Here is a 16,516-nt window from a genome sequence, read left to right on the forward strand (position 1 = left end):
AATAATGCTCCGGATGCTAGAAAATAAAAGTTTTGAAAGGGCCCTCTGTAAAACTGTGTTTTAGAAGTACTACATTGTATGCGAAAGTATATTTTGTAATGCATGGTCTATTGACGGAAATGTGTATTGATACCCATGCTCAATTGCTTTACTAGGTAATACATGTTGCCCTTCTAGTACAAGTATGCTCATCTCGCCTAATAAAGCATGAAGCATAAATGAAGGGACAGGTAACCAATGAGGTTTTTTTATTATAGTTGCAATGATTTCTCCAAATTCCTTCATTCTTATAGGATCAGGAGCTGTAATGTTAAGAGGTCCATCAATTTCTTCTTTGTGTATGATGAAATCAATCATGCGAACGACATCATCTATATGAATCCATGATAACCATTGGTTTCCAGACCCGACTGTACCTCCGATATAAAATTGATAGGGAAGTAGCATCTTTGGAAGAGCTCCTCCGTCTGGCCCTAATACGACTCCGAATCTTGCGTAGATTGTCCGTATTCCGAGAGCACGTGCTTTAGATGCTTCTTGTTCCCATGAATATACTGTATTTGCTAAAAAGTCATTTCCAGGAGTCACATGCTGTTCTGTAAAAGACTCGGTTTCAGACGTTCCATAGTATCCAATTGCACTTGCGTTAATAAATGTGTGTGGTTTTGTAGGGAGTGCCTGCAATTGTTTAATGAGTCCTTTTGTTGTTTGAATTCTACTGTTTAAAATGACTTTCTTTTGTTTCTTTGTCCATCTACTATTAATAGACTCTCCAGCTAGATTAATAACTACATCAATAGAAGAGAGGGGGAAGGTTTGTAAATCTGGTGTCCATTGTACATACTGAAGGTTAGGATCGGAAGTTTCAGCAGTTTTTTTTCGTGAGAGAATGTAAACAGTATATCCTTTTTGAATAAAAAAAGTAGAAAGGTATTTACCGATAAAGCCGGTACCACCAGAAATTGCGATTTTCACAATTATTTCCTCCTCATTATATATATTCTTGAAAAGCAAAAACGTTCCTTGACTATGGTGAACTACCCACCACTTAGTATCTCCTACGAGCTTACCCCGAGTGGGGGCTTCTCGGTTCATCGCTACTTTTGATAGCTAGCGAATTTGTCTTAAGACAGCCGAGCTAACTCCCTTGTTCCAAAGGTTATTTTTTACGGTTTATATCAATGCGAATAACCGCATCGCTTCCTTTTTGATATTGATAGCTGCGTTATAGTCACGACTGATTGTTAGTCCACACGAACACGCATACGTACGTTCAGATAGTGACATTTCTTTTTTGTTTCCATAACGACTACACATCTTTGTAGAAGGAAACCATTTATCTATTTTCACAAGCTGTTTTCCTTGTTCTTGTAGCTTATATGCTAAAAATATCGTGAACATCCCCCAGCCGTTATCAGCTACACTCTTACCAAAGCGAAGTGCTCGTGACATTCCTTTCATATGTAAATCTTCGATTGCTACAACGTCAAAATGAGTAGCCAATTCTTTAGACTTGTGATGAAGGAAATTCTTACGTTGATTTGCGACCTTTTCATGCAGCTTCGCTACACGAATGCGTTGTTTATTCCAGCGTACCGAATCTTTCACACGTCTGGCTAATACTCGTTGTGCCTTCGCTAGTTTGTCTAACATCTGATGATAAAAGCGAGGATAATTGGCTTTTTCATCTTCGCTACTCACATATAATTCAGCCATTGCAAAGTCTAATCCAACTACACTTTGTACTTCTTTTTGTACAATCTCTTTTTCATATTCAGTCAAGATAGACACATAGTATTTACCGGTAGGTGTCATCGAAATCGTACAAGATTTGATGATATGATTTGGCGGTATCTCCCTATGTTGCTTCAGTTTCACCATTTTCAATTTCGGTAATTTGATATAACCATGAAATAACATAATATTTCCGTTTACGCGATTCGTTGTATAAGATTTTCTACTCTTTCTACTTTTGAATGTAGGAAAATCACTTTGACCACTAAAAAAGTTCTTATACGCAGTTTGCAAGTTTAATTGCGCGTTAGCCAATGCTAAGGAATCGACCTCTTTAAGCCATTCATACTCCACTTTGTATTTCGCAGGAGTAGGGGATTTTTGTTTCTTCAGCTCTTCCTTGTTCTCTTTATATGTTTCGTATATTTCTTTCCGCTCAGCCAGCATTTTATTATACACAAAGCGTACACATCCGAACGTTTTACGTATGAGATGAGCTTGTTCTTCTGTAGGATACAGACGAAATTTGTACGCCTTATTCTGCTTTAGCATTTCCATTCACCTCAGTTTTCGCTTCATTTCCCATAAGCTATGACGGTGATCACACAACCTGAACATTACATTATTATCTACTTTCATTGTTATACCAAACTTTACCTCTTATAAGAATGATTATATCAGAGGCAAAAAAAATCAGAAAACCAAATGTTTGGCTACGCCAAACCGAAATTCATCCCCCACCTACCGCTAGACTATCGTCTTTCACACGCCCTAGGAAGGAGACTTCTTTCGGATAATACGTTAAAATAATAGAGAGGTGAGAGTATGGCTGTCATTACAAAAATAGAAGTGCAAAAACGATCGAAAGAACGGTTTAATATTTATATCGATAAAGGTCAAGGTGAAGAATACGGATTTAGTGTGAATGAGGTAATCTTAATAAAACATGGATTACAAAAGGGCTTAGAAATTGATGAAATAGCGTTAGGAAATATTTTGTACAATGAAGAGGTACAAAAAGCATATTTACAAGCAATCTCCTATTTATCCTATCAAATGAGAACGAAACTAGAAATAGAAGATTTTTTACGAAAAAAAGAAGTGGGGCAAGCCATCATCTCTGAAGTCGTTTCGAAATTATTACATGACCGATATATTAATGATAAAGAGTATGCTATTTTATATACGAGAACGCAAAGTAATGTGAATCGAAAAGGTCCAACGGTTATTAAAAGAGAGCTGTTAAATAAAGGTGTTCAGGATCTAATTATTACGCATAGTTTACAAGAATATCCGAAGGAAAAGCAAATTGAGAATGCTTTAATTCTTATAGAAAAGAAGAAAAAATCTTATCAAAAGCACTCCTTTTTACAAATGAAGCTAAAGTTAGACGAAATGCTCGTTCGTAAAGGATATTCTAGAGATGTGATTCAAATTTGTTTGGAAGAATTGAAAGACGAGAAAGATGACGAACAGCAACAAGAAGCGTTACACTATCATGGGAATAAATATTATGAGAAATATAAGAAGTATGATGGATGGACATTCGAAAATAAGATGAAACAAGCGTTATATCGCAAGGGATTCTCTATTGATGAGATAGAGATATTTTTGCAGATGAAACGCGAAGAGGGATGAGGGGAAATAAGATGAATATGCCAAAGCGCTATAGTGAAATGACACCACATGAGCTAAGGGAAGAAATTGGCCTTTTGAAAGAGCAAGCAATAAAAGCTGAGCAACTTGGAATTGTAAATGAGTTCGATGTATTAATGCGAAAGATAGCAATGGCTCGCGCTTATATGACTGACATAAACAAATTCCATATTGGTGAAACGTATGAATTAGTAGAAGAACCTGGTATATTATTTGAAATTACGTATTTCAATGGGGTATTTGCTTGGGGACATAAGCAAAATGATAATGAAGAGATCGGAATCCCGATTTCTTTATTACAAGAAAAATAAAAACCAGAGAGCGAATATCTCTCTGGTTTTCATCTTTGGTAGGCGTTACAGGAGATAGGAGATTCTAAAATTGGCGTTTTTTACATTCATTCGCCAATATAATGAGAGACTGGGTTTGTTGCGTCTGTCCGTTAACTTGCGCTTTTGCATGTTTCGGACGAGTCCACGTATGGTTAAATAATTCAGAACGACTATCTAAGCGATCACGGTAGCTCATCTTTATCACCTCGTGTAGGAAGTTAAATTACTTTGTACTACTCTTCCTGCTGATTTGCAGCACGCATACGTTCTTGTGGGTGCGTGTTAATTGTGCCGTTAGGTCGTTTCGAAGCGAAGCGTGATTTCGCTTTCGGTTGACCGTCGATTTTGCTGTTGTTTTTTGACTCAGACCAAAATTCGGCTTGTTTACCCATTGCGAACGCCCTCCTCATCATCAGTTGATACCTCTTGAAGAAGTATCAATTATAGAATGTGCAAAATAGAAGAAACTATCCTTTAGAAATGAAGGGATAATTAGGTAAAGGAGATTAGAACATGAATGATATTTATGAAGCATTAACGAAAGAACTATTAGACAAAAATGACAAACTTTCTTACGCACAAGCTCGTGCGTGGGTTGAATTACTGTGGGAAGATTTTCAAACAACTTATGCGAAATCAGGTCGTTATCAAGGAGAAGAAATGACTGAACAAGTGGTGCGATCATGGATTAATAATCATGGAGTACGCCTTCATGAAATGCGTACAAATAATCCGAAATATAGCCATTTAATCAATCAAGAAGATCATTTGAAACATTAAAAAAAGCGACTTAAGTCGCTTTTTTTAATGTGGAAGTAACTCCAGTTTTTTTCGAAGTTTTTCTTCACTAAAGATCCATCCTGTATAGGAACTAATAATATTTAAATTATGATCGAGTTGAACGATTGCAACGAATGGATAATAGTCTTTACTACGATATCGCAAATCAATGAATCGAACTTCATAATAATGATCATAATCGAAAATGTCCCAGCGATATACAGGGGAGAAAGATAAAAATGCTGAGATGTTTTCATCTTGTTTAGCAGCGCGCATAATAGCATTATCTGGGAACGGTACCCGGTCGAATTTATCATATACCATGATGTTACCGCGATGCCATCTAGCAACGTAGTAATAATTGGTTGTAACGATTGCTAAATGATAATGATAAAATCGATAAGAAGGAGAAATAATTATCTTCTCAACATGTTTGAAACGTTTTTGTACAACGCTTCTTATATTTCTATGCATCATAATCCGTCCGATATAGTAAACGATCATCAATATATACGCTGCTAAGGCAGTATACCCTTTATGAGAACCTACGAGCATACAAGCAATTGCGAGTATATGGATGAAGAAAATGACGGTATCGAATGTATTAATGATACCTAGCGCTACCCATTTTTTTGTGAAGGGTCGTAATGCCTGTGTACCGTAGGCATTGAAAATATCTACAAAGACATGAAGAAAGACGGCAATAAATGACCAAAGTAGTAGATGCAAATATGGAGCGTCTGAAAAGAAGGCGAAAGAGATGCCACTTATAAGGAATGACCAAAGAATCACTGCAGGAATGGAATGAGTAATCCCGCGATGATTTCTTATATATTTAGCGTTATTACGTAATTTTAAAACTGTATCGATATCAGGAATATTGGAACCAGCAATTGTAGCGAGCATAACTGCTTGTGGCCCAATATCACTTTGTGCTATGGCTGGATCTAACGTGGCCAAGCTGCCTAGAGTAACGCCCATAACAAGGTGAGTGGCTGTGTCCATAGAAATCCACCTCCGTTTTTTATTAATGTAACTCTTTTTATTCGATACCTCAAGTCCTTTGCCTTCTATTTCCTATGTCATCTTACTTAAATTTTTTCCTAAAATCTTTATAATAGTACTTATATGCAAAAAAATGAGGGGGATCAAGTTTGACACTTGAAATATTAAATAATTTTAACATAGAGCAGTTTCAAAATGATTTAATTGGTTGGTTTGAAAAAGAGCAACGCGACTTACCGTGGCGTAAAAATAAAGATCCATACCGTGTTTGGGTTTCGGAAATTATGTTGCAGCAAACTAGAGTGGAGGCTGTAAAACCATATTACGCGAATTTTATGGGGAAGTTTCCTACTCTAGAAGCTTTGGCAAATGCTGATGATGAAGAAGTGTTAAAAGCATGGGAAGGTTTAGGGTATTATTCTAGAGCAAGAAATTTACATGCGGCCGTAAAAGAAGTAAAAGAAGTATATGGCGGGATAGTACCAAGTGATGTAAAGAAAATTGAAAAATTAAAAGGAGTCGGCCCCTATACAAAAGGTGCTATTTTAAGTATCGCCTATGGTATACCAGAGCCGGCAGTTGACGGAAATGTAATGCGTGTATTGTCTCGCATTTTATCAGTATGGGATGACATTGCAAAACCAAAAACGAGAAAAGTGTTTGAAGAGATTGTGCGTGAAATTATTTCGGCTGAAAATCCATCTTATTTTAATCAAGGTTTGATGGAATTAGGAGCACTGATTTGTATTCCTAAAAATCCAGCGTGCTTACTTTGTCCTGTACGTGAGCATTGCAGGGGATATGCAGAAGGTGTTCAAAAGGAACTACCAGTAAAAAGTAAAGCGAAAGCTCCTACGATGGTACCGATTGTTGCAGGAGTACTTCAAACGGAAGATGGTCGTTACGTCATTAATAAACGTTCAAGTACCGGTTTATTAGCTAATATGTGGGAGTTTCCGAATATTGAACTTGGCGAAGGAATTCGTAATCAGAAGGAACAGCTTACAGATTATATGAAAGAAAAATTTGAGCTTTCGATTTCTATTGAAGAATATGCAATGAATGTACAACACACGTTTACACATCGCACTTGGGATATATTCGTATTTTACGGAAAAGTAACTGGTGATATTGTTGAAACAGATACATTGAAATTTGTATCGAAAGAAGCATTTGAGCAGTTACCTTTTTCAAAATCGCATCGTACGATTTATGAGAGTTGCGTTGAGAAAATTACAATACAATAAATAAAAAAAGTGTTCCCAGATTGGGAACACTTTTTTTAATCGTAAGAAATTCTTGTTCCATGAGTCCAACTAGCGTCACCTTCTTGTAAGCCACCTCTTGATTCAATTTCTATTACAATTTCTTTGTAAATACTTTGACCTTCTGCGTTTAAATACGGCAGAATTTGTTGTAATGAATGATGAAAATAAGCTAATTCGTCTTCTTTCCATTCACTTTTTGAAACCATCGTTAATTCAGTCATATCGCGTCCTATATACATATTTCCACCTCCATTTTCTATAGTTTGAATGAGTGATAAGAGATATATGCGTAATTTTTTAAAAGAAAATTACGGATAGCTTTTAGTTGAATTGGTTACATTATTGATTGTGGAGGTGAGAAAGATGAGTAAAAAACAACAAGGTTATAACAAAGCAACTTCTGGTGCTAGCATTCAAAGTACAAATGCTAGTTATGGTACAGAGTTTTCAACTGAAACAGATGTGCAAGCAGTAAAACAAGCAAACGCACAATCAGAAGCAAAGAAAGCACAAGCTTCTGGTGCACAAAGTGCAAACGCTAGTTATGGTACTGAATTTGCAACTGAAACAGACGTGCATGCTGTGAAAAAACAAAATGCACAATCAGCTGCAAAACAATCACAATCTTCTAGTTCAAATCAGTAATGAAAGAAAAACACTTCTCTAATTCGGGAGAAGTGTTTTCTTTGTGCTTTGGTCATGGTAATGAAAATAAAACGAACGACATAACTTCTAATAAGTCAACAAATGTAGTCAAAGGAGAAGGAAGTTAAAGATTAGAAATATGTAATGAGGAAATAATAACTGATAAATAAATCCAAGAGGGGGTAAGTAATGAACGATTTTGATAAGTTGGTAGGAGAGCAATTGGAAACGATGGATGAGTTGTTGAAGTTACAAGCTCACCTAGAGAAGTATCAGCAAATTGAAATGAGCGAAAAGGATACGTGCGATAAAAAGGAATTACATTTTATTCGCCAAGAAATATATAGAACAGAATTAGCACTTAAGTTATTACATGAGAAATTTGAAGAGCAAACAAATAGTGTGATTCAATCTTTTGAAACTGAAAAAATGATTTCAAATTTAGGATAAGATATATTGTTGCCTTCAGGTGAAAGGTCCTTCTGTACATGGAAATGAGGAAGGCCTTTTTTTATCCCACTTTAATGGGCAGTAAGACCCCCGCCTCAAAATTCAGCGAAAGCAAAGGCGTTAGGTGGGGGATGAAGAAAGCCCCCACTGATTAAAGTTTCACTTTCTTCTCCTTTCCTCGTTTGGCCCTGTCCCCTAAGAAAGACTATGGATATGGTATTCAGTGTGAAACATAGAGTCTTATCGCTTTAGTTTTAAAATTTCGACAAAAAAGTTATAATAGAAAAAAAGTGAATGCAGTTTAAAGGGCATTTGCAGTTGAAGGAAGGGAGCATATATGGGATTTCCCAAAGAAGGAGAAAAAGTACAAATACATAGTTATAAACATAATGGCTCCATTCATAGAATGTGGGAAGAGACAACGATTTTAAAAGGGACACAAAGTCTTGTGATCGGAGCAAATGATCGTACAGTAGTGACAGAATCAGATGGCCGAACATGGATTACTCGTGAACCAGCAATTTGTTATTTTCATGCAAACTACTGGTTTAATGTGATTGGAATGTTAAGGGAAGAGGGCGTATATTATTATTGTAATTTAAGCTCACCTTTTGCATATGATTCTGAAGCGTTAAAGTATATTGATTATGATTTAGATATTAAAGTGTATCCAGATATGACATATACGCTTTTAGATGAAGATGAATATGAAAAACATAGTCAAATTATGCAATATCCACCTGTGATTGATACGATTTTAAAACGAAATGTAGCACAATTAACACAATGGATTCATCAAAGAAAAGGGCCATTCGCACCAGACTTTGTAGATATGTGGTATGAGAGATATTTAATGTACAGAAATTAAAACAAACCTGCAGGGGATTTCCCCGCAGGTTTGTCCTATTAGAGGGGGGATTATGTGCAAGGTATAAAAAGATATTTGCAATTTGTTAAACCATATCGATGGCTTATTGCTATTACGATTATGATTGGTCTAGTTAAATTCGGCATCCCGCTCATTATGCCGTGGTTATTAAAGTATATTATTGATGATGTCATTCAGGGCGGAGGGTCATTTCAAGATAAGACGTCCCAACTAGTAACAGCGATTGGGATTGCTTTTTTTATTTTTGCAGTGTTAAGACCGCCGATTGAATATTATCGTCAATATTTTGCGCAGCGTATCGCAAATACAATACTATATGATTTGCGAAAACATATTTTTGGTCATTTACAAAAGTTGAGTTTACGTTATTATTCGAATACAAAAACAGGGGAGATTATTTCACGTGTCATTCATGATGTAGAACAAACGAAGGATTTTGTAATTACTGGTTTGATGAATGTTTGGTTAGATACAGCAACAATTGCTATCGCTATTATTGTTATGTTTTCTATGAATATAAAATTGACATTTGTTGCGCTATTAATTTTACCTATTTATGTAGTGGCAGTGAAATATTTTTTCGGGCGTCTTCGAAAATTGACGAAAGAGCGTTCACAAGCGTTAGCAACGATGCAAGGGTATTTACATGAACGTATTCAAGGGATGCAAGTGACACGTAGCTTTGCATTAGAAGAGTATGAAGGGAAGCAATTTGAAAAAAGAAATAATGAATTTTTGACGAAAGCGTTAACGCATACGAGTTGGACGGCGAGAACATTTTCGGCAGTAAATACGTTAACAGATTTAGGGCCGTTACTCGTGATCGGTTTTGCAGCGTATGAAGTGATTCAGGGGCAGTTAACATTAGGAACTATGGTTGCCTTTGTTGGATATATGGATAGTTTGTATAGTCCACTTCGCCGCCTTGTTAATTCCTCTACGACATTAACACAGTCTTTCGCATCGATGGATCGGGTGTTTGAACTGTTAGACGAAAAATACGATATTGTGAATGTACCAGGTGCGGTACAAACGAAAAAATTAAATGGTGAAGTGATATTTGATAATGTATCGTTTCGTTACAACTCGGATGAAAAAGAGGTATTACATAACCTTTCGTTAACTATATTGCCAGGAGAGAAGGTAGCACTTGTAGGAGCGAGTGGGGGAGGGAAGTCATCTCTTGCTAGTTTAATCCCGCGTTTCTATGATGTCTCTTCAGGCGCAGTTTATGTAGATGGGATAGATGTTAGAAAGTATGATATGAGAAATTTACGTAGTCATATTGGAATTGTACTGCAAGATAATTTGTTATTTAGCGATACAATCGGGGCAAATATTTTATATGGGAATCCGAAAGCTACAGAGGAAGAAGTAATTGCAGCTGCCAAAGCTGCGCAAATTCATGATTTTATTATTGAGTTACCTGATGGTTATGATACTGTCGTCGGGGAACGCGGTGTGAAGTTATCTGGTGGGCAAAGGCAACGTGTAGCGATTGCACGCGTGTTTTTAAAGAATCCATCGTTACTTATATTAGATGAAGCGACTTCCGCTTTGGATTTAGAAAATGAAAAATATATTCAAGAGGCGCTTCAGACGTTAGCTGCTGATCGAACGACGATCATAATTGCACATCGATTGGCGACGATTACGCATGTGGATACGATTATTTACATTGAAGATGGTGAAATTAAAGAAACAGGATCTCATGAAGAATTAATGAAAAAAAGAGGATATTACCACAATTTATATCAACTTCAACATATAACAGAAACAGCTCCTTTAGCGTAAAAGGAGCTGTTTTTTATTCGTCTTCTTTTTTATCGTCGATTTTGAGTTCTGCTTCTGGTTTATGGTATGTGTAGAAGCTATCCACAAGTAAATCTAAATGCTCTACTTCTTCACTATAGTTAATAATAGCAGAAATAAGAGGGAAGAGATGTAGCCATGTTTTATATGCCTCTTCATCATCCTTGTTTTGATATTCCATAAAGATATCAATTAATTCCTGTTTACCTGTTTCAACTTCATCAAGCATTTCAACAGATTGTTGTTTTTTTGCTTTACCAATAAATTTTAATAACACTTGTTCATGATAATGTGTTAATGAATCAAGTTCGTTCTGAATAGATTCCTGGAATTCTTCTGGCATATAGCGCAGTTCGTTTTCAGTACGATGTAATGATTTTAACGTACTTAAAGCACGACTTGTCGTCGCTAACATTTGTCTGAATAAAACAAGCTTACGAATTTTTGCGAACTTTACTTTTTTCGTATAGCTTCTTTCTTCTTTATACAGCAAATAGTAATGGTTTAGTTTGATCATTTTTTCTTTCATACGATCAATATCAGTTTTTAATGTTGTAAAATCAGAAGCTTGCCTGCTATTCATTCGAATCCATTTTACAATTTCTTCTGTATTATCAACGATGCGATGATATAACTTTGTTTCGTATTTTGGCGGCATAAACACTAAATTTACAAGTGAAGCCGCAATAATTCCAACCATAATCGTCGCAAATCGAAGTAAGGCAAAACTAAAGAAATCTTCACCTTGATACTCCATAATAGCGATAACTGTTACTAAAGCAATTGATATTGTGTTTTCTAATCGTAATTGCAATGTAAGAGCAATTACTAATATACATGTTAATCCAATAATAAAAGGATTATGTCCAAAAGCAGTAGCGAATGCGATAGCGAATACCGCACCAATGACGTTTGCTTGAATTTGTTCAAGTGCAGTTAAATACGAGCGGTATACAGACGGTTGAACAGCGAAGATAGCTGAGATTCCCGCAAATACTGGACTCGGTAAGTTAAGTAAAATACAAGCAAATAAAGCTAATGTGATGGCAATACCCGTTTTTAAAATGCGAGCACCAAGTTTCATACCCTTAATAAGATCCTTTCTCTTGTCATAATGAATGTACAACATGATACTATACATTCATTACAATATGTTAGCAAGTGATATTTTAGTGACGTTAATAAGAAATTAAGATTCATTTTATACTTTTTCCTAATTCTTTTTAAACATCAATTTTTAGTAAAAAAACCTGCTGAATTTCAGCAGGTTTCAAATTGTTACTATAGATTACTATGAGAAGTGTACTTCGTCAATTTTTTTCTTGAAGATGAAAATTAGGCATATCACTCTGTTGAGATAGATGGATCAGCCTGCTCTTTTTTCGGGATGATTTCAAAAAACTGTTGCTGCATATCATCGAATAACGGTGTCAATAAAGCAACTTCCTCGTATTGCTCATGTTCATTTAATACACGGATATAATCTAGTAATAACTCGGTCACATCTTGCACACCATTTTTACTAATTGGTTGTAATATAACATTTGCTCCTTTTGCGATTCTTCTTTTTAATGCCTGTTCTGTTAAACCTAAGCTTGAATCATGGCGTAAATAAACAACCCCGCCAGTCATACCAGCGCAAATCCATGGACCAGGATCCCCTAAAACAAGAGCGCGCCCATTTGTCATATATTCAAAAGCGAAACCTTTAATATTAGAGTATGCTCCTATATTCCCTTGCTCTTTTTCACGGAGTGGCTTTGTCATGCGTCCGCCAATTATCATGTCTGCTCCAGAGAGGCGAATGCCAGCGCGAGCATCAGCGTTACCTTGAACGTATAGCGCCCCTTTTTGTGCACCGTATCCAAAACCTTTTCCGACAGAACCGTTATAATATAGACCGTCTTTTCCTTTTGCTTTCGTTATATAAATACCACCACCAAAGGAGGTTTTACCAATACCATCTTGTGCGCCGCCGTTTACGTGTATAAATAAGTTCTCACTATTGTAAGCACCTAATCCATTTCCAGGAATCGAGCCATTCGTATACTTTAATGTAAGTGGTTCAAGCTTCGTGTCTTCATATAATTTACTACGAACGCGATAACAAGATTCTAGACCACCCATAACGCGTTGCTCTACGCCAACGCCTACTAATTCTTTTGAATGAGGAGAATGAATTGTTTCAAATTGTTTTTCTAGTACGTGTTCTGTTTTTGTACCAGATGGATGTTCTATCGTTTGTAGTAAATTACATAAGTTTAATAAATTTTTGCCTCGAACTTGTTCTAATAAATCGGAACGCCCGACAATTTCTTGTAAATTTGTATAGCCGAGATTTCCTGTTAATCGTTTTAGTTCTTCGCCAAAAGTAGTGAATAAATGTAATAATCCAGCCACGGCGCTTTCTAATTCACGCGGGACGAAGCGGCGTAATCCGTGTTCTTTCGCTTGAGCTTCAGATTCAATCTGTGTTGCGATTCCAACGTGGCAAGTATCTAGATGACATCCGCGGCAAGTTGTACAGCCAATTGCAATCATGGATAATGTACCAAATCCAATGCGGTTTGCTCCAAGGAGCATAATTTTCAAGGCGTCATTCACACTTCGAATACCACCATCAGCCCAAATTTCTACTTTATGTCTCATATTTGCTTCTAATAAAGCATTGTGAGCGGCTTTCACACCAATTTCTACAGGAAGCCCTACATGTTGCAATGCGTGGATACGTGCAGCCCCTGTACCACCATCAAATCCGCTAATGTTAATAAAATCAGCACCAGCTTTTGCGATACCAACAGCAATTGTTCCAATGTTAGGGACGACAGGGACTTTTACAGCTACTTTCGCAAGTTGATTAGCCGTTTTAATTTCTGTAATCATTTGAGCTAAATCTTCAATGGAATAAATATCATGGTTGTTAGAAGGTGAAATTAAATCTGATCCAATTGTCGCATTACGTGCTTCAGCGATTTTGGCTGTTACTTTTGAACCTGGCAAATGTCCACCTTCACCAGGCTTTGCGCCTTGCCCAATTTTTATTTCAATTAAGTTTGATGAATTGAGTAGTTCGGCGTTTACGCCAAATCGTCCGGACGCAATTTGTTGTCCACGTGTATGTGGATATTTTCCAATCATATCTTTAATTTCGCCGCCTTCACCGTTCAAACTAATCATATTTAGCTGATCGGCTGCTTCTGCATATGCACGAAAGGCAATTTCATTTTGAGAACCGAATGACATGGAACTAATAATAAATGGTAAATCATGATTTTGAATACTGATGGACACTTCTTCAGCCGGAATGACATGTTTTGTTTCTTTCGTTTGAACAAGATGTCTAATTGCGATTGGGTTATTTTCTTCTAACTCACTTAATTTTTCACGGTAATCATCATAAGAGTTTCCTTTTGCAACATCGCCAATTGCTTTCCAAATTCGCGGGAATATATGAAAAGATTTTCGCATTCTAACTTTAGGATTGTTATAATCGTTCGCTCGCATTTGTGCATCTTCAGCAAGTGATTCAAGAGAAAAAGCTAAATCATTTGAACCTAAGAAATTCGTGATTTGCAATATATTTGTGATTTCTTCATGTAACCCGATAGAAGAATAGAGGCGACCGTAACCACGCAATTCATGAATTCCAATTGTTGAAATGACTTTTTCCAGTCCTTTATTAAGAGCATTGTATAAATTCGTAATTGGTGTTTTTGTCCCATCATTTACGGTTGCAAATAATAAATATGGATTAATACTATCTGCTCCTAATCCATACAGTGTGACGATATCATGTAAGGAGCGAAGGGCACCCGAACGTATAACGAGCGAACAGTTTCGGCGTAATTTATTTTCGCTTAATACTTGATGTACTTTCGCAGTAACTAAATGGGGATCAATCCATAACCGTTCATTTAGATGAGCGTTGGCATCGTCTATTAATAGTAGGGAAGCCCCATCGTTCACAGCTGTTATCGCTTCGGAACTAATTCGACTTAAGGCGCATTGTAAAGTTTCTGCCTGACTGAATGTAGCAGAGATTGTAGTGATAGAGCTATGAGTATTGAATAGTTGTATAAGTTGCTCGTACGTAACTGTGTGTAATTCTTCTGCAATAGATTGTGCTACACTTCCTTCTAAAATAATCGGGGAAAGCATCTCAACTACAAATGGTTGTTTAGCACCGCTTAATAAACTTGGTCGCTCTCCAAGTATCGTTCGTGTGGAGAAGTGTTCGACCTCTCGATCGCGATCAATTGCTGGATTTGTAACAACAGCTACACTTTCCTTAATGAAATCAGCGATATTTCGTCTATCAGTATCGAGTGCAGCGAGTGGTGAGTCATGCCCGAGTGAGCGAATTGGCTCAACGCCTTTTGTTGCCATCTGTTCAAGAAGCTGAATATGTTCACGATCCCATCCGAAAGCAACGTATTGTTTCGTTTCAACTTGCATAGAATCACATAATCCTTGTATTTCTTTCGTTTCAGGGGTAGATAAGTTTAAATGATAATCTTTAGTATCCACTCGTTTTTTAAAACGGTCATATACTTGAGCTTGGTATTTGTCATATTCATAAAGAACAAGCTCATCTTGTTCATTCCACTTTAGTCCGACTTTTTCCCCTGGAGCGAGTGGTTTTGGTTCTGCTACATATTCAGTTGGTGATACAACTCCAGGTTCAGAAGAGAAAATATAGGAGCTTTCTGTCTCTACTTTCCATACTGGTCGTAGCCCAAGAGAATCCACGCTGAAAACAGCTTCATCTTTATAACGTGAAATAATGCCAGCTGGACCTTGTGCAAAATGGCCCCATGCTTCACGTATATACGTATATAAATCTTGTAAATGTGGTTCATAAAGTTTAATTTCATTAATAATTGGCGGGAATAGTATATCCATTGCTTCAAATAAACTGTAGTTGTATTGAACAAGTAGAGTTTCTAAGGTGCGGTTTAAATCTTGGGAGTCACTGCCCCCAGCAGTAAGTGGAACGTGAATCATTTCAGCTTGATCGCGTAATTTTGCAATTGTGTTAATTTCACCATTATGTCCGAGGATACTAAATGGTTGTACACGAAAGAAGTTAGATAATGTATTAGTAGAATAGCGATTGTGTCCTAGTGTCATAGTTGAAGCAATAAGTGGGTGTTGTAAATCATTGTAATAGGCAACAAGTGTATCCCCAGCACCTAGAACTTTATATACAACGTGATCACGACTTAATGAAGCAACATGAATCGCTTCATTTTCTTCTATTTTTATCGTTACTGTAAATAATGTTTGCTCAATATTTGCAACTTCATTTTCTGCGATAAGAGCAACTTGCCAAAATAAAGGTTCTTCTTGTTTACCAAGTGGACCGAGTGCATCGGAGTTTATTACATCATCACTTTCGAAAAGAATTGCAAAGTTTTCGTTGTTTAATTGTGTACGAATATGATTTTTTAAATTAACTATATTTTCGTTTTTATTTAGAAAAAAATGTCCAACGATAAAGTGGGGATGATCCACGATCGTTGGATTATATCCGCTACTTTTTAATTTTTCATTCCAAAGTGCTTTTGGTATATCAATGTGAATGCCGATTCCATCACCTTCGCCATTAATGAAACCAGCTCTATGATTCATTTTGACGAGCGATTGTATGCAAAGGTCAATATTTTCTTTTGTAGGAATTTTTCGTTTCTCCATAACGGAAACGATTCCACACGCATCATGTTCTGCATTTTTGTAATCTCGAAATAAAGACGGTGTCCATGTATTTGTTTTATTGAGCATCCGTCAATCCCCCCTCTTATGAAAGTTTGAATAATCTTACTATTTAAGGCGTGAGCAGCCTTGTATACAAAGATAGTAAGGATATAAAAGAAAATTAAACAGATAATTATGAATAATTATACTATTGATAAGGAATTTATGAAATAGAAAAAAGGAAAAAAGAA

At 36.5% G+C, this 16,516-nt stretch carries 16 protein-coding genes; 8 read left to right on the top strand and 8 right to left on the bottom strand.

Features of this window, described 5'->3' with window-relative positions; translation table 11 throughout:
- Nucleotides 1-69: 69 nt before the first annotated feature.
- Together EKQ63_RS04240 and EKQ63_RS04245 are read right to left on the bottom strand one after the other, a co-directional pair.
- Nucleotides 70-975: a TIGR01777 family oxidoreductase gene (locus EKQ63_RS04240; protein ID WP_071722311.1), complete on the bottom strand. Its 906-nt coding sequence runs from the start codon at nucleotides 973-975 to the stop codon at nucleotides 70-72.
- Between the two features lie 198 nt (nucleotides 976-1,173).
- On the bottom strand, nucleotides 1,174-2,286 hold the full coding sequence (locus tag EKQ63_RS04245) for an RNA-guided endonuclease TnpB family protein (protein ID WP_143880752.1): 1,113 nt from the start codon (nucleotides 2,284-2,286) through the stop codon (nucleotides 1,174-1,176).
- Nucleotides 2,287-2,559: 273 nt separating this feature from the next.
- On the opposite strand from EKQ63_RS04245, the gene recX reads away from it, so the two are divergent.
- Both recX and EKQ63_RS04255 read left to right on the top strand, forming a co-directional pair.
- Entirely contained in the window at nucleotides 2,560-3,372 is an 813-nt protein-coding gene (gene recX, locus EKQ63_RS04250) for a recombination regulator RecX (protein WP_087952059.1), read from the top strand.
- Between the two features lie 11 nt (nucleotides 3,373-3,383).
- Nucleotides 3,384-3,701 (top strand): YfhH family protein, encoded by a 318-nt coding sequence (locus tag EKQ63_RS04255; RefSeq protein ID WP_048527867.1) that lies wholly within the window; start codon nucleotides 3,384-3,386, stop codon nucleotides 3,699-3,701.
- 64 nt (nucleotides 3,702-3,765) lie between these two features.
- On the opposite strand, the gene EKQ63_RS04260 is transcribed toward EKQ63_RS04255, so the two are convergent.
- The gene (locus tag EKQ63_RS04260) at nucleotides 3,766-3,918 is read right to left on the bottom strand and encodes a YpzG family protein (RefSeq protein ID WP_000122093.1); all 153 of its coding nucleotides are present in this window, start codon (nucleotides 3,916-3,918) and stop codon (nucleotides 3,766-3,768) included.
- A 37-nt stretch (nucleotides 3,919-3,955) separates the two neighbouring features.
- Nucleotides 3,956-4,114, bottom strand: a complete 159-nt coding sequence (locus EKQ63_RS04265; RefSeq protein WP_000517891.1) for a small, acid-soluble spore protein K — start codon at nucleotides 4,112-4,114, stop codon at nucleotides 3,956-3,958.
- Nucleotides 4,115-4,235: 121 nt separating this feature from the next.
- Between EKQ63_RS04265 and EKQ63_RS04270 the strand changes: the two genes are divergently transcribed.
- A complete protein-coding gene (locus tag EKQ63_RS04270) occupies nucleotides 4,236-4,502 on the top strand; it encodes a YfhJ family protein (protein WP_000998158.1) in 267 nt (88 codons plus the stop codon).
- Nucleotides 4,503-4,526: 24 nt separating this feature from the next.
- Here the strand turns inward: EKQ63_RS04270 and EKQ63_RS04275 are convergent, their stop codons facing one another.
- Nucleotides 4,527-5,507 carry a metal-dependent hydrolase gene (locus EKQ63_RS04275; RefSeq protein WP_000379127.1) on the bottom strand — a complete coding sequence of 327 codons (981 nt, stop codon included), beginning with the start codon at nucleotides 5,505-5,507 and terminating at the stop codon, nucleotides 4,527-4,529.
- A 149-nt stretch (nucleotides 5,508-5,656) separates the two neighbouring features.
- On the opposite strand from EKQ63_RS04275, the gene mutY reads away from it, so the two are divergent.
- A complete protein-coding gene (gene mutY, locus EKQ63_RS04280; protein WP_087952061.1) occupies nucleotides 5,657-6,754 on the top strand; it encodes an A/G-specific adenine glycosylase in 1,098 nt (365 codons plus the stop codon).
- Nucleotides 6,755-6,789: 35 nt separating this feature from the next.
- On the opposite strand, the gene EKQ63_RS04285 is transcribed toward mutY, so the two are convergent.
- Entirely contained in the window at nucleotides 6,790-7,014 is a 225-nt protein-coding gene (locus tag EKQ63_RS04285) for a hypothetical protein (protein ID WP_001974931.1), read from the bottom strand.
- A gap of 124 nt (nucleotides 7,015-7,138) precedes the next feature.
- On the opposite strand from EKQ63_RS04285, the gene EKQ63_RS04290 reads away from it, so the two are divergent.
- From EKQ63_RS04290 to EKQ63_RS04305, 4 genes are all read left to right on the top strand, one after another.
- Entirely contained in the window at nucleotides 7,139-7,420 is a 282-nt protein-coding gene (locus tag EKQ63_RS04290; protein ID WP_000039045.1) for a gamma-type small acid-soluble spore protein, read from the top strand.
- A gap of 189 nt (nucleotides 7,421-7,609) precedes the next feature.
- Entirely contained in the window at nucleotides 7,610-7,870 is a 261-nt protein-coding gene (locus EKQ63_RS04295) for a YgaB family protein (protein WP_000997582.1), read from the top strand.
- Nucleotides 7,871-8,207: 337 nt separating this feature from the next.
- Nucleotides 8,208-8,738 carry a nucleoside tri-diphosphate phosphatase gene (locus tag EKQ63_RS04300; RefSeq protein ID WP_000506628.1) on the top strand — a complete coding sequence of 177 codons (531 nt, stop codon included), beginning with the start codon at nucleotides 8,208-8,210 and terminating at the stop codon, nucleotides 8,736-8,738.
- A 54-nt stretch (nucleotides 8,739-8,792) separates the two neighbouring features.
- A complete protein-coding gene (locus tag EKQ63_RS04305; protein ID WP_143880753.1) occupies nucleotides 8,793-10,553 on the top strand; it encodes an ABC transporter ATP-binding protein in 1,761 nt (586 codons plus the stop codon).
- A 13-nt stretch (nucleotides 10,554-10,566) separates the two neighbouring features.
- Here EKQ63_RS04305 and EKQ63_RS04310 read toward each other — a convergent pair whose 3' ends face one another.
- Nucleotides 10,567-11,655, bottom strand: a complete 1,089-nt coding sequence (locus tag EKQ63_RS04310) for an aromatic acid exporter family protein (protein ID WP_000765784.1) — start codon at nucleotides 11,653-11,655, stop codon at nucleotides 10,567-10,569.
- 260 nt (nucleotides 11,656-11,915) lie between these two features.
- On the bottom strand, nucleotides 11,916-16,352 hold the full coding sequence (locus EKQ63_RS04315) for a glutamate synthase-related protein (RefSeq protein ID WP_143880754.1): 4,437 nt from the start codon (nucleotides 16,350-16,352) through the stop codon (nucleotides 11,916-11,918).
- Nucleotides 16,353-16,516: the final 164 nt, after the last annotated feature.

This window comes from Bacillus sp. BD59S (assembly GCF_007363175.1).
Classification (GTDB): domain Bacteria; phylum Bacillota; class Bacilli; order Bacillales; family Bacillaceae_G; genus Bacillus_A; species Bacillus_A pacificus.

Bases quoted from the DNA above. Each gene is read 5' to 3' on its own strand.
- EKQ63_RS04245 (WP_143880752.1), bottom strand. From the start codon at position 2,286: ATGCTAAAGCAGAATAAGGCGTACAAATTTCGTCTGTATCCTACAGAA.
- EKQ63_RS04260 (WP_000122093.1), bottom strand. From the start codon at position 3,918: ATGAGCTACCGTGATCGCTTAGATAGTCGTTCTGAATTATTTAACCAT.
- EKQ63_RS04300 (WP_000506628.1), top strand. From the start codon at position 8,208: ATGGGATTTCCCAAAGAAGGAGAAAAAGTACAAATACATAGTTATAAA.
- EKQ63_RS04265 (WP_000517891.1), bottom strand. From the start codon at position 4,114: ATGGGTAAACAAGCCGAATTTTGGTCTGAGTCAAAAAACAACAGCAAA.
- recX (WP_087952059.1), top strand. From the start codon at position 2,560: ATGGCTGTCATTACAAAAATAGAAGTGCAAAAACGATCGAAAGAACGG.
- EKQ63_RS04290 (WP_000039045.1), top strand. From the start codon at position 7,139: ATGAGTAAAAAACAACAAGGTTATAACAAAGCAACTTCTGGTGCTAGC.
- EKQ63_RS04315 (WP_143880754.1), bottom strand. From the start codon at position 16,352: ATGCTCAATAAAACAAATACATGGACACCGTCTTTATTTCGAGATTAC.
- EKQ63_RS04275 (WP_000379127.1), bottom strand. From the start codon at position 5,507: ATGGACACAGCCACTCACCTTGTTATGGGCGTTACTCTAGGCAGCTTG.
- EKQ63_RS04255 (WP_048527867.1), top strand. From the start codon at position 3,384: ATGAATATGCCAAAGCGCTATAGTGAAATGACACCACATGAGCTAAGG.
- EKQ63_RS04270 (WP_000998158.1), top strand. From the start codon at position 4,236: ATGAATGATATTTATGAAGCATTAACGAAAGAACTATTAGACAAAAAT.
- EKQ63_RS04295 (WP_000997582.1), top strand. From the start codon at position 7,610: ATGAACGATTTTGATAAGTTGGTAGGAGAGCAATTGGAAACGATGGAT.
- EKQ63_RS04310 (WP_000765784.1), bottom strand. From the start codon at position 11,655: ATGAAACTTGGTGCTCGCATTTTAAAAACGGGTATTGCCATCACATTA.
- EKQ63_RS04285 (WP_001974931.1), bottom strand. From the start codon at position 7,014: ATGTATATAGGACGCGATATGACTGAATTAACGATGGTTTCAAAAAGT.